Here is a 25,973-nt window from a genome sequence, read left to right as displayed (position 1 = left end):
CCCCCTATCACCCAAAAAATTGATGATACAGTTTCCGTCCTTGCTTCATATCTTTCAACCCATGAATAAGCAACCGGCCGTTTTGGAATAAAACACAGCGGTACCCTTCTGCATGGAATTCCACAAAGAACGGCGTCATCCGGTATTCCGTTCCCAATCGCTCCGCAACTTGCACGCCATCTGCGACTGATAAACTTCTTCTGCTATCCGGCACAATCTGGACGGTTTCCCTTCCGCATAGAACTGCATAATGTGTGCCTTCCGGTTGATTCAAGGAAGGATATGTAGGTGCTTCTCCACAAGTTTCGCAGTGGGCATTCCGTATCCGAGAGATGCCAGCCTCCGCTTGTGTATTATTCCAAACATCAACGTGCAATAGCTTTGTCATCATCGCATCCCTGTTGCCCGTCAACCATTTCAATGCTTCCGCGGACTGCCTCGCCGCAACGATCTGGACAGCAGGTGCAATAATGCCCGCCGTATCGCATGTTTCATTGACCGAAGGGAGGACCGGCAGCAAACAACGGAAACACGCCGACCGACCCGGGATGAACGGAAATACAGTGCCCGAGCTCCCGACGCATGCACCGTGAATCCAAGGGATCCCCTTCTTCCAAGCGACATCGTTCATGAGAAGCCTTGTTTCAAAGTTGTCCGTCGCGTCCATGATCAGATCGGCTTCTTCCGCCAGCTCTTCAAGCAATGCAGCGTCCACATGATCGAGCACTGTCCGGATATCAACGTCTTGTCGAATCTCTTTCAGCCGACGTTCTGCGGCGACGACTTTCGGCACGCCGTCCAAAGCGTCCTGTTCGGTGAACAATTGCTGCCTTTGCAAATTGGACATTTCCACGTAATCGCGGTCCGCAATTGTTAGCTTGCCGACGCCTGCCCTGACTAATGTCTCGGAGATGGGGGAACCGAGCGCCCCGCAGCCGATGACGAGTACATGTGCTTTTTTCAATCGTTCTTGTCCTTCTTCGCCGATCGGCTTGAAAAGCGTCTGACGCGAATATCTCGTTCCCACCCTAACTATCTCCTTCCAGATTCAATCTTCTAGCTATCATCCAACTCCGGCGCCCATACACTCGGGGGTCATAAGGCAGGCCGCTTCCGCTTTTGAATCGTCTAGCTCCAGCGGCCAGATGCTTGGGTCATAAGTCAGCCATGCTGCACGGCAAAAAGCGCCGTTTCGCATGGCCGTCTTATGCCTGTCGCATCTAGGCAGGCCGCTTCCGCTTTTGATGGCTTCCGGTCAGTGCGACCGGGCGCCCTCTCGTTGAGGTGTTATGTCACTGAATGTACCGACATACCGTTCGACTTCACCTGAATTGTTTTTGACTGCATTAATCGTCAACAGTTCCAAATACTCCGTTCCGTCTTTCCGCTTGTTCCAGATTTCACCTTGCCATGATCCCTCTTCGCCAATGATGCTCCACATGGTTGTGTAAAATTGTTTGGACTGCCTTCCGGAGCTGAGCACATTCGGATTGCTGCCGATTACTTCTTCTTCAGTATAGCCTGTAAGTTTAGTAAATGCAGGATTTACTGACAAAATAGTACCTTTCGGATTCGTAACGAGAATCCCTTGCCCCGTCGAATCGAACACTTCCTTCGCGAGCGACACCCGATCCATATAATATAGCCAGACAACGAGGACAAGGCTTACAAGTGCGACTTGGGAGAACGCCATGAAACCGATTGAATAGGAACCAGTAATGGAGTGTATGGTTGCGAGCAATAAAGGAGGGAAAAACCCGCCTAATCCGCCCATCATCGAGACGATTCCATTCACAATCCCCGCTTGTTTATTGAAATAAAACGGAACGAGCTTGAAGATGACGCCGTTGCCGATTCCTGCCATAGCTGCAATCAGTATGCTGCCGACCGTATAAAGCTCGATGCCAGGCGAGAATGCCAATACGATGGCCGCTAATGTCAGACCGGCAAACGCACCCATCAATAGGAATAATGGCTGGAATTTGTCCGCTAGCCAACCGCCTACAGGACGGAGCAATGTTGCGACGACGATAAAACCGGCTGTCCGCATGCCCGCATCGACTTTCTCCAATCCGAAATACGTGACGAGGAAATTCGGCAGGAAAACTGTGAAAGCTACGAACGAACCAAAAGTAATGAAGTAGAACAATGAAAAGAACCAAAGTTTCTCATTTTTATAGACGCCTTTAATCTGTTCAACAATCGGCGTTTTAATTTTTGCTTCGTGCTTATCGCCAAAAATGAAGTTCAATGCAGCGAAAATGAGCAGCAGCACTAAATAAAGTTTGACTGTCATCGACCATCCGATTTGTGTCGCAATGACCGGAGCGGCGAATGTCGACACGGCTGTACCGATATTCCCCATTCCATAGATCCCGTTGACGAGTCCGTGCTTCTCTTTCGCGTAATATTTCGGCAAAGATGTAACCCCGACAGAGAATACGGCGCCCCCGATTCCGAGGAAAGTCCCTCCGATGATCAGCCCGGCAAACGAAGTCGTTTCACTTATGTAAAACACCGGGAACAGGAGCAAGATGAAGCTGATCATGAAGATGATCCTGGCTCCGAAAATATTTGCATAGTATCCTAACGGAATCCGTAAAATGGATCCTAGCACGACCGGGACGGCTGTCACGATCGCCAACCTTTCAGGCGGAATGGCGATGTCCTCCGAGATGAACGGCAAAAGAGAGGAAATCAGCACCCATACCATGAAACCGACTACTAAGTTAGCTGTCTGTAAAGGCAATTGAATTTTTTTATTCATTCATATATCAGTCCATTTCTGAAAGTAGTGAACAGCATTATCACCAAGCCTATCAAATGATGGATGTGTACAACTCTTCGAATAGCTGATCCTGCTCCGTGATGCGCAGTGTATTGATGACCATCGGGAAAACAATCGACTGCTCCTTGACGAAGTGGATTGTAATCACTTCAAATGCCTCGCCCGCGTCTTTGACGATATCCTTCATTTCCTGCAATGACAGCTCTTCTAGAGTTCCGCGGGTATGATGGAGGAAATGGCCAATATACGCATCGATCTCTTCGTGCTCCTCCTCGAGCGCCAAGATAGGTCCTTGTTCATCACCGATATATTTCGATAGCATCGGAAAAAGGAATTCCTCCTCTTTTTCCGTATGATTCTTCAGCGGATCTATGAATTCAATGATAAGCTTCCGCAATGTCTGCAATGCTTCCCTCGCTTCATCCGCGTTATAAATATCCCGTTCGAAACCGAGGACGATCGCATGCCAGCCGTCCATCAGGTACGATAAATAATTGTGTTCGTTTTCAAGCACCCGCAATGCAGGCAGTTCAAATTGGAATTGTTTCGCAGTCGTCAAACGTCACACCTCCACTTAGAAGTTCAGGAACTTTTTCCGTAATGCATATTCCACAAGCTCTGGCCTGCTTTTCAAATTCAGTTTTTCCATGATCTTCGATTTATGAGCCTCCACTGTCTTGACGGATATATAGAGCATTTCTGCAATCTCTTTATTCCCGTATCCTTTCGCGACTAACGGAAGGACTTCGATTTCCCTTCGCGATAAAATCTTATAAGGATCCGTCTCGGCTTCATCGAAATCCTTCTTTACGAATTGACGCACGAGTGATGTCGCCATCGAAGGATGGATATACGTGCCTCCGTCATAGACCGTCCGAATGGCGGAAAGCAATTCCTCGTCGGGCGAGTTTTTCAATACATAACCGGACGCACCATTCTTCAGTACATGGAAAAGATATTCTTCATCGTCGTACATCGTCAGGATGACGACTTTCGTTTCCGGAAAGTCCTCTTTAATCTTCCCTGTTGCAATCAAACCGCTCTCCCCTGGAGGCATGCTCAAATCCATGAGCACAATGTCGGGTCGATGCTTCGCTACTTGTTCATACGCTTCCAATCCGTCCGCGGCGGTAGCTACGACTTCCATATCATCTTGAAAGTTCAATATGTGCATGAAACCGCTGCGGACGACCGCATGATCATCGGCAATGATGATCTTCAATCGTCATTCCCTCCTTTATCAACCGGGACCTCCAACTGGATCACAGTTCCTTTCCCGACTTCGGACCGGATATGAAGGTGCCCGTCAACGAGTTCAGCCCGTTCTTTCATGCCATAGATGCCTAATCCCGTGCCTTTCGGATCCGTATTTTTCAATTCGAATCCCCTTCCTTCATCCATGACAATTAAATGAAGAAGGTCTTCAGATTCGTACAACCGGACAACCATTTCATCAACTTCTGCATATTTCAATGCATTAAAGACGGCTTCCTGGCAGACACGGTACACGACCGTCTCGATTTCTCCTTCATATCGTTTAGTTTCGAGTTCCGGATGGAAATGAACGATGAGTCCATAATTCTTTTCCAACCATTTGAAATGGGTACGGAAAGCCGCCGCCAATCCGAGATCATCGAGAGTAGCGGGCCGCAGTTCGACGGATAGGTGGCGTATATCATCCAATAACCGCATGAGCGAGCCTTCCGTCTGCTGCACTTTCTTTAAAACTTCCTCTTCGATATTCATATATTTCAAGACACGCAAATCGACCAATGAACTGAGCATTTCCTGTGCCACACTATCATGCAGCTCGCGGGAAAGGCGCTTCCGTTCATCCTCCTGTGCTTTGATCACCCGTTTCATCATCTGTTTCTGATTCAATTCCTCTTGCGTCTTGAATTGGCGGGTCAGGTTCCTCAGCATGAAAACCCGGGTTCCCGTCTCTGCGTCAATTGTCTGGATGCTGCCGGAATAAGGGATGACACCTCTTCCTTTCGTATCGAAATATACTTGGAAGGAGCTGACGTCTTCATCCGGATTAGCCATATAACAGGAAACGCATGTCAACGGCTCCTCGGAGCTCGTATAACCTTTGCACGCTTTACAGATCGCTCCGGTACTGCCCGCCATCATCTGCTCGTAGACATCCTTATCGATAATCTCTTCTGCGGCGGAATTCATGGCGAGCACTTTCCCTTGCCTATCAAAAAAGAAGATGGCTTCATCGGAATTGCCGTATAGTTTCATTAACAGATTCGACAACATATTAGTACTGGTCCGATTCATCCTTCACCATCTCCTTATTATAAAATGGACCGAACTCCGAACCGATTTCCTGCTTGAATTGCTCGAATTGGCCGGCGGTCATCTTTCCGCCTGTCCGGTACCCGACAAGCATGACTCCTTTTACACGATTGTTTTTAAAGAGGGGAATCGCTCCGAAACTTTTGAGCTTTTCCGCTGTGATAATCGGATAATTGAACAGGTCACCTGCAGTCCATTCTTCCTCTGCATTCCCGACAAACATCGGCTTTCCCGTCTTGAAGACGAGTCCCGCCAGTCCTTTTCCCGATTGCAATTTTATGCGCCGATAACGCTCGTTCAGATTCCCGGTCACATACGTCCATCTCAATTCAAATCCGCGTTCCGGCGATTGGACGAGCGCAATGCTGACGAAATCGAATCCGAATAACTCTTTTAAACGCTCAATCTCTTGCTGGTAATTAAATCCCACCCGATCTTTCATCGTCATTGCTCCCTATGGAAAACTCTTTATCGTTTGCCCGCTTTCACGGGCGATCTTCTATACAGAATATAGCTCCTGCCGACATAATTCAATGGGACACTCCATACGTGGACGAGCCTAGTGAACGGCCACATCGCGAAGATGAGGAAGCCGGTCAGAATATGCACCTTGAACGTCAACGGAGCAGCGGCCATATACCCTGCTTCCGGCCTGAATATGAGCAACGAACGGAACCATACAGAAATGGAGTCACGATAATCGAATCCCGGATTCAAATTGTTTGTCACTAATGATGCATACACACCGATGAAAACGATGAATAGAAGCAGGCTATTAACGATCAAGTCGGACGCCGAAGATAGCTTCCGGACATTCCGGTGGGTGAAGCGGCGTGAGGTGAGGATAAGCATTCCTGCAAGAGTGACAACACCGAAAAACCCTCCTCCCCAAATCGCGCCCATATGATACATATGGTCACTTACGCCAAGTGCCCGCGTCCATTCTTTCGGTATACCGAGCCCCGCCACATGCCCAAGAATGACGGGAATGATGCCGATATGGAATAGCAGGCTGCCGATCATCAGCTGTCTTTTCTCGATAAATTCACTCGATTTTGCTGTCCATCCGAACTTGTCATGCCGATAGCGGAAAATATGACCTACGACAAATACCGCCATGCAAATATAGGGGAAAATCACCCATAAGAATTGGTTACTCATTGGCAGGAACCTCCTGTTGGATACAAGACTTGAATACCTCCCTCATCCCTTTGATGAGGTGAAAGTAGGGGCTCTCGTACTTTTCCAGAGCCTTCATCAAATGATAGGATCCATCCTCCAACACTGCGAGCAGCATTGTAAAGCTTTGTTGGGCACGTGGATCCCCTCTCCATTCCGCCGCATAGATGAATTCGCACATAAGCGGGAGGAAGTCAGATAGCTCGTTATCCGGCATGACAAGGCCGAACATTTCATAGAGCACTTTCAACCGGGCCAGCATTTGCCCCCTATCCTTTGAATCTTCGTATTTCACATATGTCATGAACAGCGTGCAGTCTTTTTGAAAGTCGAAAGTATTAATATACATCTCCTGGATTTCTTCAAGACTATGATCATGCATCAGATCCCAATACTTCTTTACTTCGGGATAAGACGGATCGGAAGAGTCGATCGACTCTTCCAAAACGTGCGGATGGAACGTAATTTTTTCGGGATAGGACAACTGGCTGGCAAAAAACCCGAAGACGCTTTTCTCTTCGTACAGACGGTCCAGATTAATCACGCCAGATCCCCCCATAGAAGTTTTCTTCGTAAATCTCCTTGCCTGTTTTTCCTGGAGAGACAGGTCCGCATCCATCACAGCTGCCGTCGTCGCCCATCATTGAATAACTGAACTGGTTTTGCGTTACGCTTTCCCCATACGTACCCATCTGTTCGTTGTAACCAGCTGAGCCTTGTGAGCGATAGACGTTCATCGTACCTTCCTTATGGGAAGTCGGAATGACAAAACGGTCTTCGTATTTCGCAATTGCAAGCAAGCGGTACATTTGCTTCGTCTGTTCGGCTGTCAGGCCGACACGTTCAAGCCGGGACTCGTCAAATTCCTTGCCGGACGATACTGCCCGCATATAGGAACGCATCATCGCCATGCGCTGAAGCCCTTCTTTCACGGTTTGCGTATCACCTGCCGTCAGCATATTTGCCAAGTACTGAATCGGAATTCTCATTTCCTCAATTGCCGGGAAGATCATATCCGGGTTCTTGATGGAATCTTTCCCTTCAAAATAGTTCATGATCGGGCTTAGCGGCGGCACATACCAGACCATCGGCAATGTGCGGTATTCCGGATGCAATGGGAATGCGAGCTTGTATTCGATAGCCAATTTATACACAGGCGAATTCTTCGCTGCATTGATCCAATCCTCCGAAATGCCGTCCTTCATCGCCTGCTCGATCACTTCAGGGTCATGCGGATCAAGGAATAAATCACATTGCGCCTTGTACAGGTCTTGAGGATCTGGAGTCGATGCCGCTTCGAGTACACGGTCCGCGTCATAGAGAAGAACGCCCAAATAGCGGATTCTTCCTGTGCACGTCTCCGAACAGACTGTCGGCAATCCAGCTTCAACACGTGGGAAGCAGAATGTGCATTTCTCCGCTTTGTTCGTCTTCCAGTTGAAATACACTTTTTTGTAAGGGCAGCCGGTCATGCAATAGCGCCAACCGCGGCAAGCTTCTTGGTCGACGAGTACGATGCCGTCCTCGTCGCGCTTATAGATCGCCCCTGCAGGACAGGAGGCGACGCAGCTCGGATTCAGGCAGTGCTCGCAAAGCCGGGGCAAATACATCATGAACGCTTGCTCAAAATTGAATTTGACCTCTTCTTCAATCTTTTCGATATTCGGATCTTTCGGGCCTGTTATATGAGCGCCGGCCAACTGGTCTTCCCAGTTCGGACCCCACTCCAAGTCCATATAATCTCCGGAAATGACCGATTTCGCACGCGCAACAGGCGTATGCTCGCTTTCAGGTGCCATCGTCAATTTTTCATAGTCATATGTCCACGGCTCGTAGAATTCCTTTATTTCCGGCATGTCCGGATTGTAGAAGATTTTCCCCAGAGCGATTTTCGAAAGCTTCGATCCGGATTTCAATTCAAGCTTTCCATTGCGCAGATGCCAGCCGCCTTTGTAAAGCTCCTGGTCCTCCCACCGTTTCGGATACCCGATGCCCGGTTTCGTCTCCACGTTGTTGAACCACATATACTCGGCGCCTTCCCGATTCGTCCAGGCTGTTTTACATGTGACACTGCACGTATGGCAGCCGATGCATTTATCCAAATTCATGACCATTGCTACTTGTGCTTTAATTTTCAAGCCAGTTGACCTCCTTCATCTTGCGGACTGCAACATACTCATCACGTTGGTTTCCGATCGGCCCGTAATAGTTGAATCCGTAACTCAGCTGAGCGTAACCGCCGACCATCTGTGTCGGCTTCATATGGATACGGGTCGGCGCATTATGGCTTCCGCCGCGCTCCTCCGTAATTTCAGATCCGGGAACTTGGATATGCTTATCTTGCGCGTGATACATGAACATCGTACCCTTAGGCATCCGGTGGCTGACGACGGCGCGTGCTGTAACAACACCGTTCCGGTTGTACACTTCAAGCCATGCATTATCGTCGATGTCATGCTCCTTCGCGTCGAGATCGGAAATCCATACAGTCGGACCGCCGCGGAACAATGTCAACATATGCTGATTATCCTGGTACGTCGAGTGGATGTTCCACTTGCCATGCGGTGTCAAATATCTGAGGACGAGCGCATCCTGTCCTCCCACAATCGGCTTATCCCTTGGTCCCAACACCATCGGCGGCAATGTCGGCTTATAGACCGGCAATGATTCGCCGAAATCGAGGAACAATTCATGGTCGATATAGAAATGCTGTCTTCCTGTCAGCGTTCTGAATGGCACAAGCCTTTCGATATTCGTCGTGAATGGAGAGTAGCGTCTGCCCATTTTATTCGATCCGCTGAAGACAGGCGTCGGGATGACTTCCCTCGGCTGTGCTGTAATATTGGCGAATGTGAAACGTTCAGCCGCCCGGTCAGCAGAAATATCCTTCAGCTCAACGCCCGTATCCTGTTCAGCCGATTCAAAGGCACGTTGCGAAACGCGTCCGTTCGTTGCGGATGAAAGAGTGAGCATCGCTTCAGCCGCATTTTTCGCCGTATACAATTTCGGCAGTCCGTCTTTGATCGTTCCGTCCGTGTAGACACCATTGATGCCTTTCATCAGCTCATACTCTTCTGCCACCGAGAATGAAACGCCGTGTGCGCCCACTTTTCCAGTCGAGAGCAAAGGACCGAGCGTGATATATTTGTCATACACTTTCGAGTAATCTCGTTCAACAATCGTCATACCAGGCATCGTCTTGCCTGGTATCGGTTTGACTTCCCCTTTTTTCCAATCCTTCACTTCACCGAATGGTTGGGCGATTTCCTGCACGGAATCATGTGCAAGCGGAGTCGTCACCAAATCCCTATACACGCCAGGCAGATGTGTTTTCGCCATCTCCGCAAACGTTTCGGCAATCGACCGGAAAATATCCCAGTCGGAGCGTGATTCCCATAACGGATCAACCGCCGGATTGAACGGGTGGACGAATGGATGCATATCGGTTGAAGACAGATCGACTTTTTCGTACCAAGTCGCTGCCGGCAATACGAGATCCGCATATAACGGCGTCGCGGTCATCCGGAAATCGAGAGCTACGAGAAGATCGAGCTTCCCTTCCACTTCATCCCGCCAGACAATTTCTTCCGGTTTCATATCTTCATTCGGCTGCGCAATCAACCCGGAAGATGCTCCGAATAAATGCTTCATGAAATACTCCTGACCTTTTGCAGAACTCGACACTAGGTTCGAACGCCATACGAAAAGTGATCTCGGAAAGTTTTCCGGCGCATCCGGATCTTCGATGGCAAAATTCAATTTTCCTGATTTCAATTGGTCGACTGTATAATTGACGATTTCCTTGGTCGTCGTCTTGCCCGCCTGCCGCGCTTCCTCGGTCAACTGCAGGCTGTTCCTATTAAATTGCGGATAGGATGGCAGCCATCCAAGTCTTGCGGCAAGCACATTGTAATCCGCTGGATGTTCATAACGCGATTTATTTCCGAGCGGCGAAGCCAAAGAACTTGTGCTGCCTTCTTCATATTTCCATTGATCTGTGGCGAAATAGAAGAACGACGTCGCATTTTGCAAGCGAGGAGGCGCCTGCCAATCCCTTGCGAATGCGATCGTGCTCCAACCTTCAATCGGACGGCATTTTTCCTGTCCGACGTAATGCGCCCATCCGCCCCCATTGTTTCCTTGTGAAGCAGTTAGGGTAACTAAATTGAGGATGGCCCGGTAGATCGTATCGCTATTGAACCAGTGATTGATGCCTGCACCCATGATGATCATCGAACGTCCGCCTGTATCGATTGCATTTTGTGCAAACTCACGGGCAATTTGGATGACCAGTTCCGGTTTGACGCCCGTCACTTTCTGCTGCCAGGCAGGAGTGTACAAGGATTCTGCGTCGTCATACCCTTTCGCATCCCATCTGCTATTTGAACGGTTAATGCCGTATTGGCTCATCATGACGTCATAGACAGTTGCGACGAGACGTTCCGTACCGTCCGCAAATTTCACTTTCTTCGCCGGGATGGCTCGTGTGAAAACACCATTGCCCGTATTATCGAAGTAAGGGAAATGGATCTCTTTCCATTCAGCCCCGTGATCGACTACGGATAAGACCGGCTCCACTTTTGTTCCATCCTCGTTTTCAAGGATGAGGTTCCATTTCGCGTCCTTTTCCCATCGTTGCCCCATTGTACCGTTCGGAACGATGATTTCATTTTTCGCACCGTCGATGATGACCGGCTTCCACTCTGCATGTTCGCTCGCTTGACCAAGATCGCTCGCGCGGACAAAACGCCCTGCCTTATAGGCATTGCCATGCTCTTCTAGGGTGATCAAGAACGGCATATCCGTGAATTGCTTCGCATAATCAATGAACATCGGCTCTTTCCGCTGCTCATAAAACTCATCCAAAATGACATGGGTCATCGCTTGGGCTACCGCTGCATCAGATCCAGGATTCGGCGCGATCCAATCATCCGCATGTACAACACTTTCCGCATAGTCCGGCGCGACGGAAACAGTTTTTGTTCCTTTGTAACGGACTTCCGTCATGAAGTGCGCATCCGGTGTCCGCGTCAACGGAACATTCGACCCCCACATAATGATATAGCCGGCATTGAACCAGTCACTCGATTCAGGGACGTCCGTCTGCTCACCCCAAATCTGCGGCGAGGATGGCGGTAGATCCGCGTACCAGTCGTAGAAGCTAAGCATTTCCCCTCCTAACAGCGATAGGAAGCGTGCGCCCGATGCATAGCTGACCATCGACATCGCAGGAATCGGCGTGAAGCCTGCAATACGGTCAGGTCCATATTTCTGGATGGTGTAAATCAGCTGGGCTGCGATGAGGATTTTCACATCACGCCAATGGATTCTTACATGCCCGCCTTTTCCGCGCGCTTTTTTGTATTCAGCTGTTTTCGCAGGGTCTTCTACAATACTAGCCCACGCTTTGATAGGGTCTTTCAGCTCGGCAAGCGCCCGACTCCACATACGCCATAATTTCCCCCGTATGTATGGATATTTCACACGTAACGGACTGTATTCATACCATGAAAAAGACGCTCCCCGCGGACAACCCCTCGGTTCGAATTCAGGCATGTCGGGACCGCAAGACGGGTAGTCGATTTGCTGGTTCTCCCACGTTATAATTCCGTTTTTCACAAACACTTTCCAGCTGCAAGATCCCGTACAGTTAACGCCATGCGTCGTCCGTACAACTTTGTCATGGGACCACCTTTGGCGATACATATTCTCCCAATCCCTACTCTTCTCTTCGAGCACGGACCAGTTTCCAGAATAACGCTCAACCGGCTTGAAATACTTCATGCTAAACTTGTTCATTGAATGCATTCACTCCTTCTATTAGAATGGCGTGCAGATAGGGGGAATCGACATACCTATCTATTCTATTACCCTTTATGTTATCTAGTAATCGGAATATTTCAAATTAGGGTTTTCCCTATATCGCCCCTGGAGTTCCACCTATTAAATAAAAAAGCTGCCGTTTTGGCAGCTTTTTTATGAATGGAAATTGCAATCGCGCATAAATCAATAAACGTACGCATAAAATCCGGCAAAGACGCATATATCATTGCAAAGGCGCATAAATGTTAAAAACCGCTCATAAACCGATACAAACGCGCATAAACGTCCACAAGCGATCATAAATCTCCAGCCATGCTGATAAATGCATGCAATTCCCCGATCAGCAATGCAATCCTATCAATTACAATGCCTTCGCAATCCGCTCGAACAAGACATTATTCTCAAGATGCACATGTTCAAACGTCTCTTTTTCAAGCTGCTCCAATCTTGCATAGGCAAGCCGATATGTTCCGCATGCCCCTTCCGGAGGCGTGAAGTTATTAGTGATTTCCCTAAGTTCGTGAAGCAACCGTCCTGCATTGTCATGTTCCGCTTCCAATTCGGATACATGGGGCTTCAATTGCTCCTTCAATTCGGGAGTTGGATTACTCAAAAATTCAAGGATGAGAGGAAATACATTTTGGTCTTCATCATCGGTATGGTTGATCAGTTCTGCACGCAACGTCTTGAAAATTTCTTGCACGCGCAGCAAATGCGGATGGTTTTCGCCATGGACTCGGGCTATCTTCGTAATATAAGGCGCAAGCATCGGCAATTCATCGCGTAAGCCTTCATGGTATTTTTCCTGAATGTAAGCGACCAACGTCTTCTCCCCGAATGAAGAAGGCTCCATGCTAATGCGGCTTTCCCTTTTATCTTCTATTGAATGGATGCTATTCAAAACTTCCATAGGATTCAAATTCCGCTGCTCCGCCGCTTCTTTCAAAGATATTTTTCCTCCACAGCAATAGTCGATACGAAGATTCCTGAACAAATCCGCGCTTTGCGGCAACGCCGTGACAATATCCGAGACGCGTGTATCGATGGTAAGTGAAGACATAATGAATTCCTCCCAATTTTTATTTTCAAATTCATCGTAAAGAATTTACTTGGTGAGAGATAGTAGGGAAATGCCTATTTTCCATCCGGAATTACCATCAGTTAAATTGATGGTTCATTCATAATTCTAAAAACTGGTATAATATCTATAATAACTAGAAATAAACGGGGGATGCTGGGTGTCACTTCATTTTATTAACGCAGAGAAACGGATTCATGATTCCGTCGTCTTCCCTGCCTTTAATTTATCGGTTGACGCGGGGAAAGTCGTTGCCGTCTACTCAAGTGTCAATGTCCGCGAGCAGCTAATTGAGCTATTGCTTGAAAAATCAAAGCTGTCGAATGGAGAAATTCGGTTTGGGGAAAGCGGCATTTCAGAAAACCGAACGAAAATCGGCTTCTTCTTTCTTCATGGCGGCTTATATGAGCGACTGTCCATCGAAGAAATGGTCCGTTTTACAAAACAGCTTTATCAATCTGATGAATCTCTCGAAGAAGTTATTCAGACCGTACAATTGGATTCAAAACGTAATATAAAGATCAGGCAGTTGTCGTATTCCGAGAGAAAACGTGTTCAGCTCGCATGCCTACTTATGCAGAATACAGATATCCATATTTTTGAAGAACCTGATCAAAATCTTGACTTGGAATCAAAGCGGATTTTCCTTGCCGTACTTCAGCAGTTGAAGGAAGAGGGACGCAGCGCATTCATTTTAACAGGAAATATGGAAAGCGCTGTCACATCTGCCGACGCAATCTTCCGTTTGGATGAAAATGGACTACATGCCGTTCATACATTATTGGATGAAGATAGAGAAGATTCTTCTTCCGTGTCCGAATCCATGCCTGTCCGTTTCGAAAAGATTCCTACGAAGGTCAATGAAAAAATCGTCTTATTCGACCCGCCTGAAATCGATTATATCGAAAGCAATGAAGGTCAATCTTTTTTACATATAAAAGGAGAATCATTCCCTTCAGTTTCCACATTGAATGAATTGGAAGCTCGGTTGCTTCCGTATGGCTTCTTCCGCTGCCACCGTTCGTATATCGTGAATCTGCAGAAAGTGCGGGAAGTCATCACTTGGACGAGGAACAGCTATAGCCTCGTTTTGGATGACGCCGATAAATCGACAATTCCTTTATCGAAAACGAAAATGGTCGAGCTGAAAGAGATGCTTGGACTGTAACTTTGTAGAATATTGTATTATTTCCCCGGAAATATTTTGACAGTATTTGACGATTCAACCCGGGAAATACTCTGTTCATCATTCATGACGGGAATTCCATCTAAAAAAACGGTCCAGTCATGTGCAATTTCGCTCCACTCACCCCCTATTAAACTCTTTTCATCCGAAATATGATGTAGCCCATACCGATTTCACTTATTCTGAAGGTGCAAATACGAAATGAGGGAACATACGACAGGAGGATGGAAATGGAGAATATTATTGAGGTGAGCAGTTTAGCAAAAGTCTTTGCGAATCAAACGGCGATTGAAAGCGTCGACTTCCAAGTAAAGAAAGGTGAGATCTTTGGATTCCTTGGACCAAGCGGATCGGGGAAAACAACGACGATTAAAATTTTGACTGGACAACTAACTCCTACGAGTGGAACTGCAAGCGTTTTTGGAGAATCTGTTTCCCAATTAAAGAAATCGGAGTATCGCAGACGGTTCGGAGTGCTGACAGACAATAGCGGGTTATATGGCAGGTTATCAATCTACGATAACTTGAAGCTATATTGTGATCTATATGATGTGCCCCACTCGAAAATCGATGAAGTACTTGATGCTGTTAATTTGAAAGAAGAGAAATCGAAAAAAGTATCTTCCTTATCCAAAGGGATGACACAGCGCGTGACACTTGCGAGGGCTTTGATCCACGAACCGGAATTGCTTTTCCTGGATGAGCCGACGTCCGCTCTCGATCCGACAAATTCACTTCATATCCATGAAGGGCTGCGCGCATTAAACGCAAAAGGAACGACGATTTTCCTCACGACGCATGACATGCACGAAGCAGAAACGCTATGTGATCGGATCGCCTTTCTGGATAAAGGGAAAATCCAGCTATTGGATACGCCAGACAAATTGAAAAAGAGATACTCTGATTCGACAATTACAGTTGAATTGATAAGCGGTGAAAAAGTCATTTTGCCGGCAGGTTCAGAGGGAGCAAGGCAAGTATTCGAGTATATGAGTGCAAATCAAGTTGTAACGATCCATTCGAACGAACCTACTTTAGGGGATATTTTTGTTCAAGTGACAGGGAGGAAATTAGCATGATGATTTCATGGAAACGCGTGAATGCGATATTGCAAAAAGACTTTAAGGATTTCTCACGGAATTTGGCTGTGTCGTCAGTAATTTTCGTCCCGATTATTTCAGGTGCTTTTTACGGGCGAATGGGCGTTGATTCTATTGATACCCATTTTATGCTTGTTAACATGACGTTTGGAATGGTCGCTGCTTTTGTCCAATGCTGTTTGATCGCTGAAGAGAAAGAAAAGAACACGTTGCGCGGACTGATGCTTTCCCCCGCAAGTACGGCTGATATTCTTGGCGGAAAGAGCTTGCTGACGTTCACTATGACGATGGTTGTTGTGTTTTTCACGATCTACTTGGCGGAATATAAGCCTGCAAACTTCGTGATCATTGCAGCAGCAATTGTTTTATCATCATTTTTCTATATCGCGTTGGGAACATTGCTTGGCCTTTATTCCAAGTCCGTTTTGGAAGCGTCTGTTATTGTAATGCCGGTTATTATCGTCTTTTCGCTTGGTTCATTCATTACCTTGGTAGTGGAGAAATATCCTATTTTACAAGTGGCAACATACTTGCCGAATATCCAGTTAGTTGAATTAGCTACAAAAGTGGAAGCAGGAGCTGGTTTCGGTGATGTGCTTGTCGAATTTGCAATCATTTTAGGATGGGTGATTGCTTCGCTCATTCTTACGGTTGTCATCTATCGGAAACGGATGGTGGATTGAGATGAAGCAAGTGCTGAAATTAGTAGCGGGATTCGCAATCGGGGCAATGGCCTTCTTCGTCTACACAGTGTTTTTCAAATAAGTTGAAGTGCTAATAGATAATCGGGGTGAATGATATGGAGCGATTTGAAATTATTTCATTGAATGTTGGTAAACCGCAAGACTTGCAGTTCGGGAAAATAGATGTGACGACTGGTATCAATAAAAAACCTGTTGCGGAACCTGTTTATCTATCCAAAGTAAATTTTGATGGCGATGGGCAAGGTGATCTCGTCAATCATGGCGGAGTGGATAAAGCAGTATGTGTCTATCCGTACGAGCACTACCCTTACTGGGAAGAGGAATTGGGGAAAACGTTAGACGTGGGTGCGTTCGGAGAAAATTTGACACTCAGAGGATTGACAGAGGATGAAGTATGCATCGGAGATTCATTCCAAATCGGCGAAGCGATTGTACAAGTGAGCCAGCCGCGACAGCCTTGCTTCAAGTTGTCGCTCATCCATGACCGTAAAGACATGCCTCTACTTGTGCAGAATACAGGCTATACAGGATTTTATTTCCGTGTAATGAAGGAAGGAATCGTCTCTCCTTCAGACGAATTGGTGCATATTTCGCGTCCTGAACTCGCCATAACGGTATCCGAAGCGAATCGACTCATGCACCATGCGAAAGATGACGTGGACGGCGCACGGAAAATTCTTCAGTTGGATGAATTATCGGCGAGCTGGCGGAAGACATTCAATAAGCGGATTGCCGGTGATGTAATGGATACGAGCGAGCGGCTGACCGGGAATAAATGATAAAAAGAACGCATGGCCGAGTTGAATAGCCAGCGTTCTTTTCATTCTTATAAATCATCAAACCCATTCAAATCGCTCGTTTTTACGTATTGCCGTGACGTCTGCTCAAAGAAATCCGTCTTTGTATCGTCGAAATTGTCGACGTAGGCGCGAATCCATTTCATTGGATTATCCGTAAACTCGGGGTAGATTTCACTTAGTCCAAGCATACGAAGCATTTTATTCGCACGGTATTTGACGTAGCCCGCCATTTCATCCAGATCGATGCCGTCAATCTCCCCTAGCACATAACGACTCCAGATGATTTCCTGTTCGACCGAATGGCGGAATTGATCATAAATCCATTCTGTAAAAGCTTCGGTATTATACTCAGGATTTTCAGCAAGCGCAGCGCGAAAAATGTCGCTGATTGCTTTGCCGTGCTGCAATTCATCCCGATTAATGTAGGAAATCATTGTCGATGTGCCGACCATTTTCTGGTGTCGCGCGAGATTATAGAAGAATGCAAAGCCGCTGTAGAAGAACAAACCTTCCAGCAATGTAGTGTACACCATCGCTTTTAATACCGTTTCAATCGTGGGATTCTCGGCGAATTCGTTGTAAATGTCAACGATCCGCTCATTCCGTTTCAAAAGCACTTCGTCGGTACGGCCCATTTCAAATGAAGCCATTTGCTTGTCGAGTGTCGTCACGGATGAAAGGACATACGCGTAGCTATGGTTATGCTCGCTTTCCTGATCGGCAATCGTCGCCATGATTGATTTCACCGAAGGATCGGTTGCGAAATCCGCAATCTTCATGGCGATAACGGTTTGGGGACCGTCGAGCGTCGCAAGCAATCCGATAATCTTGAGGAAAGCTTCCTGCTCTGCTTTCGATAAGTTCGGAAATTGCTTCACGTCCTGCGTCATATCGACTTCATTCGCCGTCCAAAAAAGGGAGCGTATTTTTTGTCGCAATGTGTAGAAGTGCGGATGGGCCAGATCATTCCAATTCAGAATCCCACTCGCTTCCCCGCCGAAAATCGCTGTTGATTTATTTGGATGTGCCGGGTTTAGCACTTTAACGCGTGTAAGTGTTGCCAATGTTGAACGACTCCTTTCGACCATTCGATGACTTTCATTTCTTGGATACCACGGGGGCTTTGTTCAATTTTAAGAGGTTCAAATTTCGATTCATAAAACCGCGCCAGCTTGACAGCAGCTCCACAAAACAACTCGTCCCCTCCAAACTGCGTATCCCCTGTTCCGAAGACATACACATTCCTCGGTTTGTAACCGACACCCGCGACGAAATCCTTCACTTCGTCAGGCGTGGAGCCCTTGTCCCATGTGAATGAACCGATGACCATCGCATCGAATCTGCGTGGATCCGGTACCGGACCACTTCCGATCCGATGCACCGTCACATCCATCCCTTCAGACAGCAGCGTCTCCTCCACAATTTCCGCCACTTCCTCCGTATTGCCGCTCCATGAAGCATAGGCTATCAGGAATGACACCATTCGCACTCCTCGATGTCAGATGCCGTCGATCTCATGTAATACGTCGTTTTCATGCCAGATTTCCACGCTTGCATATGCAAATCGAGGAGGACGGATGCGCGGATATTGTTCGGCACGTAAATATTGAACGAGATCGCCTGGTCGATATGGCGCTGTCTTGCAGCATTCTGCTTGATGGACCAGCGCTGATCGACAATATACGCGGAGCGGCGGTATACGTCATATGTGTTGTGATCAAGATCTGGCGCAATGACCGGCAGCTTGTAGTCTTTCTTTTCCTCATGATAAAACGGTTTAAATATTGGATCGATTGAAGCCGTAGATCCAGCGATGACTGACGTCGAGCTATTCGGCGCAACTGCCATCAAATAACCGTTCCGGATGCCGTTCGTAGCAACATCGAAGCGCAGGTCACGCCATTCCTTCGAGTCGTATTGACGTTGCTCGAAATAAACCCCTGTTTGCCAATCCGATTCTTCGAATAAAGGATACGCCCCTTTTTCACTTGCCAGTTCCATTGAAGCTTTAATCGTTAAATACGCTATTTTCTCATAGAGCTCATCCGCAAACTCTACCGCATCATCCGATTCCCATTGGATGTTCTTCAACGCAAGCAAATGATGCCAACCGAACGTCCCGAGTCCGATACCCCGGTAACGGGCATTCGTCCGTTGCGCCTGCACGACCGGTATTTTATTCAAATCAATGACGTTGTCGAGCATGCGGACTTGGATTGTGACGAGCCGTTCCAATACATCCGCAGGAACAGCACGTCCAAGGTTTACGGACGACAAATTGCATACGACAAAATCGCCGGGCTTCGAACGGGTGATGACGATATCTTCTTTGAGCGAGACGGACTCGAATTGTGTCGGACTCTGATTTTGAGTTATTTCTGTACACAGATTACTCGAATACACCATACCTTCATGCTTATTCGGATTCGCCCGATTCACTTCATCACGGTAAAACATAAACGGCGTCCCTGTTTCGAGCTGGCTGCGCATGATGCGTTTCATAATTTCAATCGCCGGGACGGTCTCTTTCGTCAGTTCGGGATGGTTGACACATTCCTCGTACTTCACGCGGAACGAACCGGTTCCCTTCGTTTCATCATAATGATCTTCCAATGAATACCCCATTACTGTACGCACTTCATGTGGGTCGAATAAATGCCAATCACCACGGGCTTCGACTTGCTCCATGAAAATATCCGGCAAGCAGACGCCAGTGAAAATATCATGTGCACGCAAGCGATCGTCTCCATTGTTCAGCTTCAGATCAAGAAATGTGAAAATATCTTTATGCCATACATCGAGGTAAACGGCGATTGCTCCTTGACGTTGGCCGAGCTGATCAACGCTGACGGCTGTATTATTCAGCTGCTTAATCCAAGGCAGGACGCCACTCGAAGCCCCTTTGAATCCTCTTATCGAAGAACCGCGCGAACGGACCTTGCCCATGTAAACTCCGATGCCCCCACCATATTTCGATAGATTGGCAATATCGGTATTGCTATCATAAATGCCTTGCAGCGAATCATCGACCGTATCAATGAAGCAGCTGGACAGCTGGCCATGCGGCTTGCCTGCGTTCGAAAGCGTAGGCGTCGCTACAGTCATATATAGGTTGCTCATTGCCCAATACGCCTCCGCCACTTTCCCGAGGCGGTTCTCAGTTTCATTTTGCATGAGCGTCATCGCGATGATGAGCCAACGTTCCTGCGGCAATTCGACAGGATCTTTATTGAAATCAACCGCAACGTACCGATCCACAAGCGTTTTCAATCCAATATACGTGAACAGCTTGTCCCGCTCTGGTTCTAGGAACTTTCCTACCTCCTCCAATTCATCGCGGGAATATTTTTCAATCAAAACAGATGTATACAAGCCTTTCTTAATGAGCCGCTCCACATTGTCGGCAAAATCCGTATACGCTTTCGCCCCCCTTACACTTTCCTGGCGGAAATAAACTTCCTGCAAATAGATTCGCGCAGCAACGAATGTCCAGTATGCTGACGCTTCGTCAATATTGCTGAGCGCCTCCAAAATCATCGCTTTCGACCAATCGGAGTCAGTCCCTTCAGGGTGCCGCTCCTTCCAACGCGAACTCGCCGTCAAAAGCGGCTCCAACTTCTCCGCACCAAATTCCGCTAGAAGCTTGTCCATAATGCCTGTTGTTTCAGTGATAATCGTCACATCATCCATCTCCTTTAAGTTAGGCTTGGCAATGAAAAAAGCGATGATTCCACCTTTTCGGTAGAGTCATCGCTCATGGATTTAGATTAGGAAACAGATCGGGTCCCTCTTGAAAAATGAAAGCAAAAACCCGCTCGCTTCCACCTCTCAACCCCCGAAGAAAGTGTCGCTGGACGATGGACGGCAGGTCTACTGGCTAACGCTTCCTCCTTCCATCTCCCCTTCCCGCAGCTACATGCTGCAGTGGTTTTTGAGACGGTCGTCTGCGTTTACAGTTGCGGGGACAGCTCCGATTTGCGGATTCCCTTTTAAACCGATAACGGTACCATTCCATCGTTCGATACTATATGTTGTGTGCTATGTACATCTATTACCCTAACATGTTGTGTTTTAATCGTAAATAGGTAGAAAGATATTTTTCCAGAATTCAATATCCTTCTATACTTCTATACTCACATATGTGATGATAAAATTATAAAATAAAAGGAGGGGTTCCAATGGCTGATTTAACTGCACTGATGGCTTGGACGTTTACAGAAGAAGTTCCAGTTCCGGAGGAGATTAAGGATTTGCTTATTGACGGTGAAGTGGCCGAGGTTGCGTATAAAACAATTCGTGACGTTGCAGTCGTTACAAATAAACGATTCATCATCGCGGACAAGCAAGGACTTACAGGTAAAAAGGTGGAATCTACACAATCCCATTCAAATCGATTACTATGTATTCCAGTGAAAATGCGGGTCGGATCGATTTTAACGCAGAAATCGAACTATGGACAAAGGCAGGAAAACTCAAATTGAATCTGAGTAAAAAAGTCGATATCCGTAAACTTGATAAAATCATAGCGAATGCCATACTTTAAAGGAAAGAGCCGTGCAATCGAGGCATGGCTCTTATTTGTTGAATGGTTTCAGCGCATTTGTTTGATCCACAAAAATAAAAGAATCATATCGATTACCAACGCGCGACGACACATAGTTCCCATACGCCTCGAACTCCGGATTATAGACGACCCCAATTGCGCGATGGCCGATCCATTCATTGAATAAATGACGGTTTTCCTCCGTGAATAGTATCACTTGATCCTCAGGTTTAGCTGCATGCATCTGCCCTTCCCATGAATTGAGCGTGGCTGGTGGCACATTCATCTTTTGGAACGGCTCGCCCCAGCTTTCGCCGGCAATGACCGTCCCTTCATATGTTCCAAAACCGATGGCAAATGTTTCTTCTCTGCCATACTTTTCCCGGACGAGCTGACCGACATTGATCATATCGTGCTTGGCCATCGATGTTTCCGACGCATCGCCGACATGGGTATTATGCTCCCAAATGATGATTTTCGCATCGCTTCCGTGATAGTTCAGAATTTCATTGATTGCCTCCACCATATGCATATCGCGTATATTCCACGAGATGGCGTCGTCCTGCATCATTGCGCGATAATATGATTCAGCATTTTTCGCGACTAAAGCATTCATCGTCACATTCAAGTCCTTCTCCTGTTCATTCGAATAAAGATCTTCATGACTGCGGATCGTCGTCAGCAAGTTTGTGACCTCGCGAATGCATTCACCTGTGAAATGGGCTGTCGACAGCGCATAATGCTCAGGCATCCGATTATACGGCTCGAAACAAGAGAATGCCTTCTTTGCCAACTCCAAATCGGTTTTATACTGCGGATTTTCCTTGAGAAAGCGAAGCACTTCATCAATGGACTCATAAAGGCTATACATATCGATACCGTAAAACCCTGTCTTTTCGGCTGCATCCTTTCCGTCATTGTCACTCTTCAACCATTCGACAAGCTCTGCAACTTCTTCATTCGCCCACATCCATGTAGGCCAGCGATTGAAGGATTGTGCCAGTATTTGGTGAGCGGATTTCCCCTCTTCATCGAATCCTTTCACATAACGATTAACCGCCTGAGCGGATGGCCAATCTCCCTCAACTGCAATTATAGTGAATCCTTTTTCCTGAATAAGTCGTTTTGATAATGCCGCGCGAACTTTGTAAAACTCTGAAGTTCCATGCGTCGCTTCGCCTAGAAGGACAATCCGTGCATCCCCAATTGCGTCCACAATCGTAGTAAGTGCTTGATCATTCAACGGGAAAGCGTGCTCTCGAATAGCAGACTGTAGTTTTTTCGACAATTTTATCCCTCCTTTGCTGATAGCATACCCAAGGTCGGTGGATGGAAACCGAGGGGGAGGTTTTCTAAGATGGAAAATGGTTATCACCGAATTGCCAAGGTTTATCACCGATTCTCGGACGTTTACCACCGATTCTACGCCCGTTACACCGATTCGCAGCACTTTACCACCGATTCTGGTGAATTTATCACCGATTGACTACAATTCGCTCATTTTTCTCATAAAAAAACAACCGCCACAAGTGACGGTTGCTCTAAATTTTATTGATCTGCAACTTCCAACGTTGCTTCCTTTTCACCTTGAATAATTTTAAAGATCCACTTCATTTCTTTCTCATCAAAAGAAATTTCTTGAATAACCAAGTAGCCAAATCCTGTTTTTCCATCGGCCATTTCTACGGCCTTTGCTACAGCCTGCGATTCGGAAAGCGTTGCGCTTACTGGTTTATAATCCGGCAAGACTTCCACAAACTTTGCACTACCCTGCGCAGGATAGGATTCCATAATGCCGCCGGAGGCTTCAACTTTCACACGTTGGCCGATTTTCAGCTTATCCGCTTCCGGGAATTGGTAATAGACAGCACCTTCAGTTCCACCTGCAATAAAGAACTGCCCCTCCTTAGCTGATAATATGAAACCACCTTCCGAAACAGGAGTATTCGTGAATGTTTGCTTCGGATAAATAATGCTCGATTCCCCAGGCTCAGCAACCATCCTGCCTTCCTGTTCGAATTGGAATATCTTGTTCGGGAACATATTCTCCAGTTCCTTCTGCTGATCCGGTCTCAGAAAGTCATGGTTGATTTCAACAATTCCTGTAATTGTATTTACGGATAATCCATATGATCCCCGTTCCGATCTCATCCCTTTTAACGCTTGTCCGACTTCATCCTGCAGATCATATAGCTCCTTTTGCGTATGTGGACTACGGAAAATATAGATCGGTTCCGCCAAGATTTCGCCTGCATCCACTTTCGGCTGTAGCTCATCAAGCAACTTTTGAACTCGCTCGTCCGGCTCCTTCACGCCGATCCAAATGCCGGATTGCTCCGCACCACTCATCTGATTTTCAAAAAAGAGGATTCCTTCTTTATCAAAACCTGCGTAACCGCCATAGATCTTTTCCACAGCCTCTATTGCGGTTGGTCCTTCAATCGCTTGCACGGCCATATCCTCCGCCAATTCCGGAGTCGGTTCTCCAAATAAGCCCTCTTTGTATTCATAGCTTTCCGTTTGTGCAGCAGCTGCCTTATCCCGTTCGGGCGATTCTTTAACTGATTGCTTCAATTCAGCAATGATTTCACGTCCACTCACTTTTTTCACCGACTTCTTCCCGCTCTCCACAACCGTCCCATTTATCGAGGATGCATCCGTGCCAGCCGTTCCACATCCTCCTAGCAATAAAGCAGCACTTACCATTATCAGTGACACACTATATTTCATTCCAAAACCTCCCAATCAACAAATTAGACGGACGATTCACGTTAACGTTACGCCAAATGGCTGGAAACCAGGAAAGATTCTTTTCTTGCAGCGCAAAATGGTTTATCACCGACTTGCCATGGTTTATCACCGACTCTTGGGCTGTTACCACCGACTCTCGCAAATTTACCACCGTTTGACGACAATTGGAGTTGTTTTGGAATGAATTTCTGCTTTTCTAAAGTAATTTTCACCTCCAAAACCGTTTATCACCGCTCTGACGGAGTTTATCACCGCTTAAACGAACTTTATCACCGTTCGGAAGCGGGTTATCATCGGTCAAGTAGAATTTATCCCCGTTTGACCAATATTCCCCATTAAAAAACAACCGCCACAAGTGACGGTTGTGCCCAAACTTCTATTGATCTGCAACTTCCAATATCCCTTCACCATCATCCGGCAGGAGCTTGAATACCCACTTCTTTTCATTCTCATCAAATGAAACTTCTTCGATGACAACATATCCGTTCGACAATCTCTCACCCGCCACTTCTAATGCTTTCGCGACAGCCTGCGACTCGGAAAGCTTCGCACCCGCCGGCTTATAATCCGGCAAGACTTCTACAAACTTCGCGGTCCCTTGTCCAGGATACGATTCAAGAATTGGACCTGATCGTTCCACATTCACACGTTGGCCGGCTTTCAGCTTGTCGGCTTCCGGGAATTTGTAAAACACAACACTTTCCGTTCCACCTGCCACAAAAATTCTCCCATCCCCCGCCTCCAATATGAATCCACCTTCCGCAACAGGTGTATCTGTATATGTTTGTTCAGGTGCAATAATGGTTGATTCCCCCGGCTCCGGGACCATCCTTCCATCTTGCTCGATATTGATCGTATGGTCGGCGAACTGCTCCCGTAGCTTCTCTTGCTGCTCCGGTTTCAGGAAATCATGGGTGATTTCAATATTGCCTGTGATGACATCGACGTACAGACCGAATGATCCCCGTTCCGATTCTAGTCCTTTCAATGCTTCAGCGACTTCATCCTGCAATTCGTAAAGCTCCTTTTCCGTATGCGGGCTGCGGAATATATAAATCGGTTCCGCTAAGATCTCACCCGCATCCACTTTCGGCTGCAGCAGATCAATCAACTGCTGGACGCGTTCATCCGGCTCCTTTAACCCGATCCACACGCCGGATTGCCCAGCACCCTTCGTCTGAAGTTCGAAGAAGATGACGCCATCATGATGAATGCCACCTTCGCCGTAAACTTTTTCCACCGCCTGGAAGACAGCGGGCCCTTCAATTGCTTTGACATTCAAATCCTCCACCGTTTCTTTCGTAGGCTCCTCAAACTCAGGGGGCGTTTCAATAGTCGCCCTCTCGTCCCGCTGAGGTGTCTCTTCAACGGTTTGCTTCAATTCAGCAATGATTTCTCGTCCGCTCACTGTTTTCAACGACTTCCATCCACTATCACTATCATCAACCGCAACATTTTTAGAGGATGGGCCAGTTCCACATCCTCCTAGCAGTAATGCACTGGCAAACAGAACTAGTAATTTGTTTTTCATTCCAAAACCTCCTACTCATTAAGTTAGACGGATGATTCGTGTGAAAGTTACGCCAATTGCCCATTGACAGCCAATCACTGATTTGATACATTCAACTACAATATCAATGACGAAGAGAGTACTGAGTCTTTACTTCCAAAGCGAGCCGGGATTGGTGGGAGCCTGGTGGAGTGGATTCATGAAGCG

The 25,973-nt window shown here is 47.1% G+C and carries 23 protein-coding genes, 1 pseudogene, 1 riboswitch and 1 other annotated feature (1 of these 26 cut by a window edge); of the genes and pseudogenes, 6 read left to right on the top strand and 18 right to left on the bottom strand.

Going from position 1 to position 25,973, the window contains the following annotated elements:
* Positions 1–7 precede the first annotated feature (7 nt).
* The 11 genes from M3152_RS01210 to ric form a co-directional block, all read right to left on the bottom strand.
* Positions 8–1,027, bottom strand: a complete 1,020-nt coding sequence (locus M3152_RS01210) for a ThiF family adenylyltransferase (protein WP_251693332.1) — start codon at positions 1,025–1,027, stop codon at positions 8–10.
* A 228-nt stretch (positions 1,028–1,255) separates the two neighbouring features.
* Positions 1,256–2,767 (bottom strand): nitrate/nitrite transporter, encoded by a 1,512-nt coding sequence (locus M3152_RS01205; protein WP_251693331.1) that lies wholly within the window; start codon positions 2,765–2,767, stop codon positions 1,256–1,258.
* Positions 2,768–2,819: 52 nt separating this feature from the next.
* A complete protein-coding gene (locus M3152_RS01200; protein WP_251693328.1) occupies positions 2,820–3,347 on the bottom strand; it encodes a hemerythrin domain-containing protein in 528 nt (175 codons plus the stop codon).
* A gap of 15 nt (positions 3,348–3,362) precedes the next feature.
* Entirely contained in the window at positions 3,363–4,010 is a 648-nt protein-coding gene (locus M3152_RS01195) for a response regulator (RefSeq protein ID WP_251693326.1), read from the bottom strand.
* Positions 4,007–5,074, bottom strand: coding sequence for a sensor histidine kinase (locus M3152_RS01190; protein ID WP_251693324.1), 1,068 nt, complete (start codon positions 5,072–5,074; stop codon positions 4,007–4,009). The genes M3152_RS01195 and M3152_RS01190 overlap by 4 nt, the downstream gene beginning before the upstream one ends.
* Positions 5,055–5,534 (bottom strand): GAF domain-containing protein, encoded by a 480-nt coding sequence (locus tag M3152_RS01185; RefSeq protein WP_251693322.1) that lies wholly within the window; start codon positions 5,532–5,534, stop codon positions 5,055–5,057. The genes M3152_RS01190 and M3152_RS01185 overlap by 20 nt, the downstream gene beginning before the upstream one ends.
* A gap of 26 nt (positions 5,535–5,560) precedes the next feature.
* Positions 5,561–6,253, bottom strand: a complete 693-nt coding sequence (gene narI / locus M3152_RS01180) for a respiratory nitrate reductase subunit gamma (protein ID WP_251693320.1) — start codon at positions 6,251–6,253, stop codon at positions 5,561–5,563.
* On the bottom strand, positions 6,246–6,815 hold the full coding sequence (narJ, locus tag M3152_RS01175) for a nitrate reductase molybdenum cofactor assembly chaperone (protein ID WP_251693318.1): 570 nt from the start codon (positions 6,813–6,815) through the stop codon (positions 6,246–6,248). The genes narI and narJ overlap by 8 nt, the downstream gene beginning before the upstream one ends.
* Complete coding sequence (gene narH / locus M3152_RS01170) at positions 6,808–8,409, bottom strand: nitrate reductase subunit beta (RefSeq protein WP_251693316.1); 1,602 nt, start codon at positions 8,407–8,409, stop codon at positions 6,808–6,810. The genes narJ and narH overlap by 8 nt, the downstream gene beginning before the upstream one ends.
* Positions 8,399–12,070: a nitrate reductase subunit alpha gene (locus M3152_RS01165; protein WP_251693314.1), complete on the bottom strand. Its 3,672-nt coding sequence runs from the start codon at positions 12,068–12,070 to the stop codon at positions 8,399–8,401. The genes narH and M3152_RS01165 overlap by 11 nt, the downstream gene beginning before the upstream one ends.
* Before the next feature lie 385 nt (positions 12,071–12,455).
* Positions 12,456–13,154, bottom strand: a complete 699-nt coding sequence (ric, locus tag M3152_RS01160) for an iron-sulfur cluster repair di-iron protein (protein WP_251693312.1) — start codon at positions 13,152–13,154, stop codon at positions 12,456–12,458.
* A 178-nt stretch (positions 13,155–13,332) separates the two neighbouring features.
* Between ric and M3152_RS01155 the strand changes: the two genes are divergently transcribed.
* The 4 genes from M3152_RS01155 to M3152_RS01140 all read left to right on the top strand — a co-directional run bounded on the left by M3152_RS01155 (position 13,333) and on the right by M3152_RS01140 (position 16,941).
* Positions 13,333–14,340 (top strand): LytTR family transcriptional regulator DNA-binding domain-containing protein, encoded by a 1,008-nt coding sequence (locus M3152_RS01155; protein WP_251693311.1) that lies wholly within the window; start codon positions 13,333–13,335, stop codon positions 14,338–14,340.
* A gap of 248 nt (positions 14,341–14,588) precedes the next feature.
* Complete coding sequence (locus M3152_RS01150) at positions 14,589–15,437, top strand: ABC transporter ATP-binding protein (protein WP_251693309.1); 849 nt, start codon at positions 14,589–14,591, stop codon at positions 15,435–15,437.
* Entirely contained in the window at positions 15,434–16,141 is a 708-nt protein-coding gene (locus tag M3152_RS01145) for an ABC transporter permease (protein WP_251693307.1), read from the top strand. Before M3152_RS01150 ends, M3152_RS01145 begins: the two co-directional genes overlap by 4 nt.
* A gap of 116 nt (positions 16,142–16,257) precedes the next feature.
* Complete coding sequence (locus M3152_RS01140; protein ID WP_251693305.1) at positions 16,258–16,941, top strand: MOSC domain-containing protein; 684 nt, start codon at positions 16,258–16,260, stop codon at positions 16,939–16,941.
* Between the two features lie 47 nt (positions 16,942–16,988).
* Here M3152_RS01140 and M3152_RS01135 read toward each other — a convergent pair whose 3' ends face one another.
* Genes M3152_RS01135 through M3152_RS01125 form a run of 3 tightly spaced genes read right to left on the bottom strand, consistent with a single transcriptional unit; the run spans position 16,989 to position 20,652 of the window.
* A complete protein-coding gene (locus tag M3152_RS01135) occupies positions 16,989–18,050 on the bottom strand; it encodes a ribonucleotide-diphosphate reductase subunit beta (protein WP_251693303.1) in 1,062 nt (353 codons plus the stop codon).
* Positions 17,996–18,445, bottom strand: coding sequence for a flavodoxin (locus tag M3152_RS01130; RefSeq protein WP_251693301.1), 450 nt, complete (start codon positions 18,443–18,445; stop codon positions 17,996–17,998). Before M3152_RS01130 ends, M3152_RS01135 begins: the two co-directional genes overlap by 55 nt.
* Positions 18,430–20,652, bottom strand: a complete 2,223-nt coding sequence (locus tag M3152_RS01125; protein ID WP_251693299.1) for a ribonucleoside-diphosphate reductase subunit alpha — start codon at positions 20,650–20,652, stop codon at positions 18,430–18,432. The genes M3152_RS01130 and M3152_RS01125 overlap by 16 nt, the downstream gene beginning before the upstream one ends.
* Before the next feature lie 156 nt (positions 20,653–20,808).
* A riboswitch (cobalamin riboswitch) is annotated at positions 20,809–20,989 on the bottom strand.
* 151 nt (positions 20,990–21,140) lie between these two features.
* Here M3152_RS01125 and M3152_RS01120 point away from each other — a divergent pair.
* Positions 21,141–21,505: pseudogene (locus M3152_RS01120) on the top strand (PH domain-containing protein).
* A gap of 31 nt (positions 21,506–21,536) precedes the next feature.
* Here M3152_RS01120 and M3152_RS01115 read toward each other — a convergent pair.
* The gene (locus tag M3152_RS01115; RefSeq protein ID WP_251693297.1) at positions 21,537–22,793 is read right to left on the bottom strand and encodes an erythromycin esterase family protein; all 1,257 of its coding nucleotides are present in this window, start codon (positions 22,791–22,793) and stop codon (positions 21,537–21,539) included.
* A 69-nt stretch (positions 22,794–22,862) separates the two neighbouring features.
* Here M3152_RS01115 and M3152_RS17935 point away from each other — a divergent pair, with 69 nt between their 5' ends.
* Positions 22,863–22,991, top strand: a complete 129-nt coding sequence (locus M3152_RS17935) for a hypothetical protein (RefSeq protein ID WP_262174630.1) — start codon at positions 22,863–22,865, stop codon at positions 22,989–22,991.
* 62 nt (positions 22,992–23,053) lie between these two features.
* Here the strand turns inward: M3152_RS17935 and M3152_RS01110 are convergent, their stop codons facing one another.
* The 3 genes from M3152_RS01110 to M3152_RS01100 all read right to left on the bottom strand — a co-directional run bounded on the left by M3152_RS01110 (position 23,054) and on the right by M3152_RS01100 (position 25,787).
* On the bottom strand, positions 23,054–24,235 hold the full coding sequence (locus tag M3152_RS01110) for a DUF3221 domain-containing protein (RefSeq protein WP_251693295.1): 1,182 nt from the start codon (positions 24,233–24,235) through the stop codon (positions 23,054–23,056).
* 47 nt (positions 24,236–24,282) lie between these two features.
* Positions 24,283–24,474, bottom strand: a complete 192-nt coding sequence (locus M3152_RS01105; RefSeq protein WP_251693293.1) for a hypothetical protein — start codon at positions 24,472–24,474, stop codon at positions 24,283–24,285.
* A gap of 158 nt (positions 24,475–24,632) precedes the next feature.
* Complete coding sequence (locus M3152_RS01100) at positions 24,633–25,787, bottom strand: DUF3221 domain-containing protein (RefSeq protein WP_251693291.1); 1,155 nt, start codon at positions 25,785–25,787, stop codon at positions 24,633–24,635.
* 97 nt (positions 25,788–25,884) lie between these two features.
* Positions 25,885–25,973, top strand: a binding site (T-box leader); it runs 127 nt beyond the window's last position.

Source organism: Sporosarcina luteola (assembly GCF_023715245.1).
Taxonomy (GTDB): domain Bacteria; phylum Bacillota; class Bacilli; order Bacillales_A; family Planococcaceae; genus Sporosarcina; species Sporosarcina luteola_C.
The sequence above is the reverse complement of the archived record's forward strand: the minus strand, read 5'-3'. Positions and strand labels throughout refer to the sequence as shown.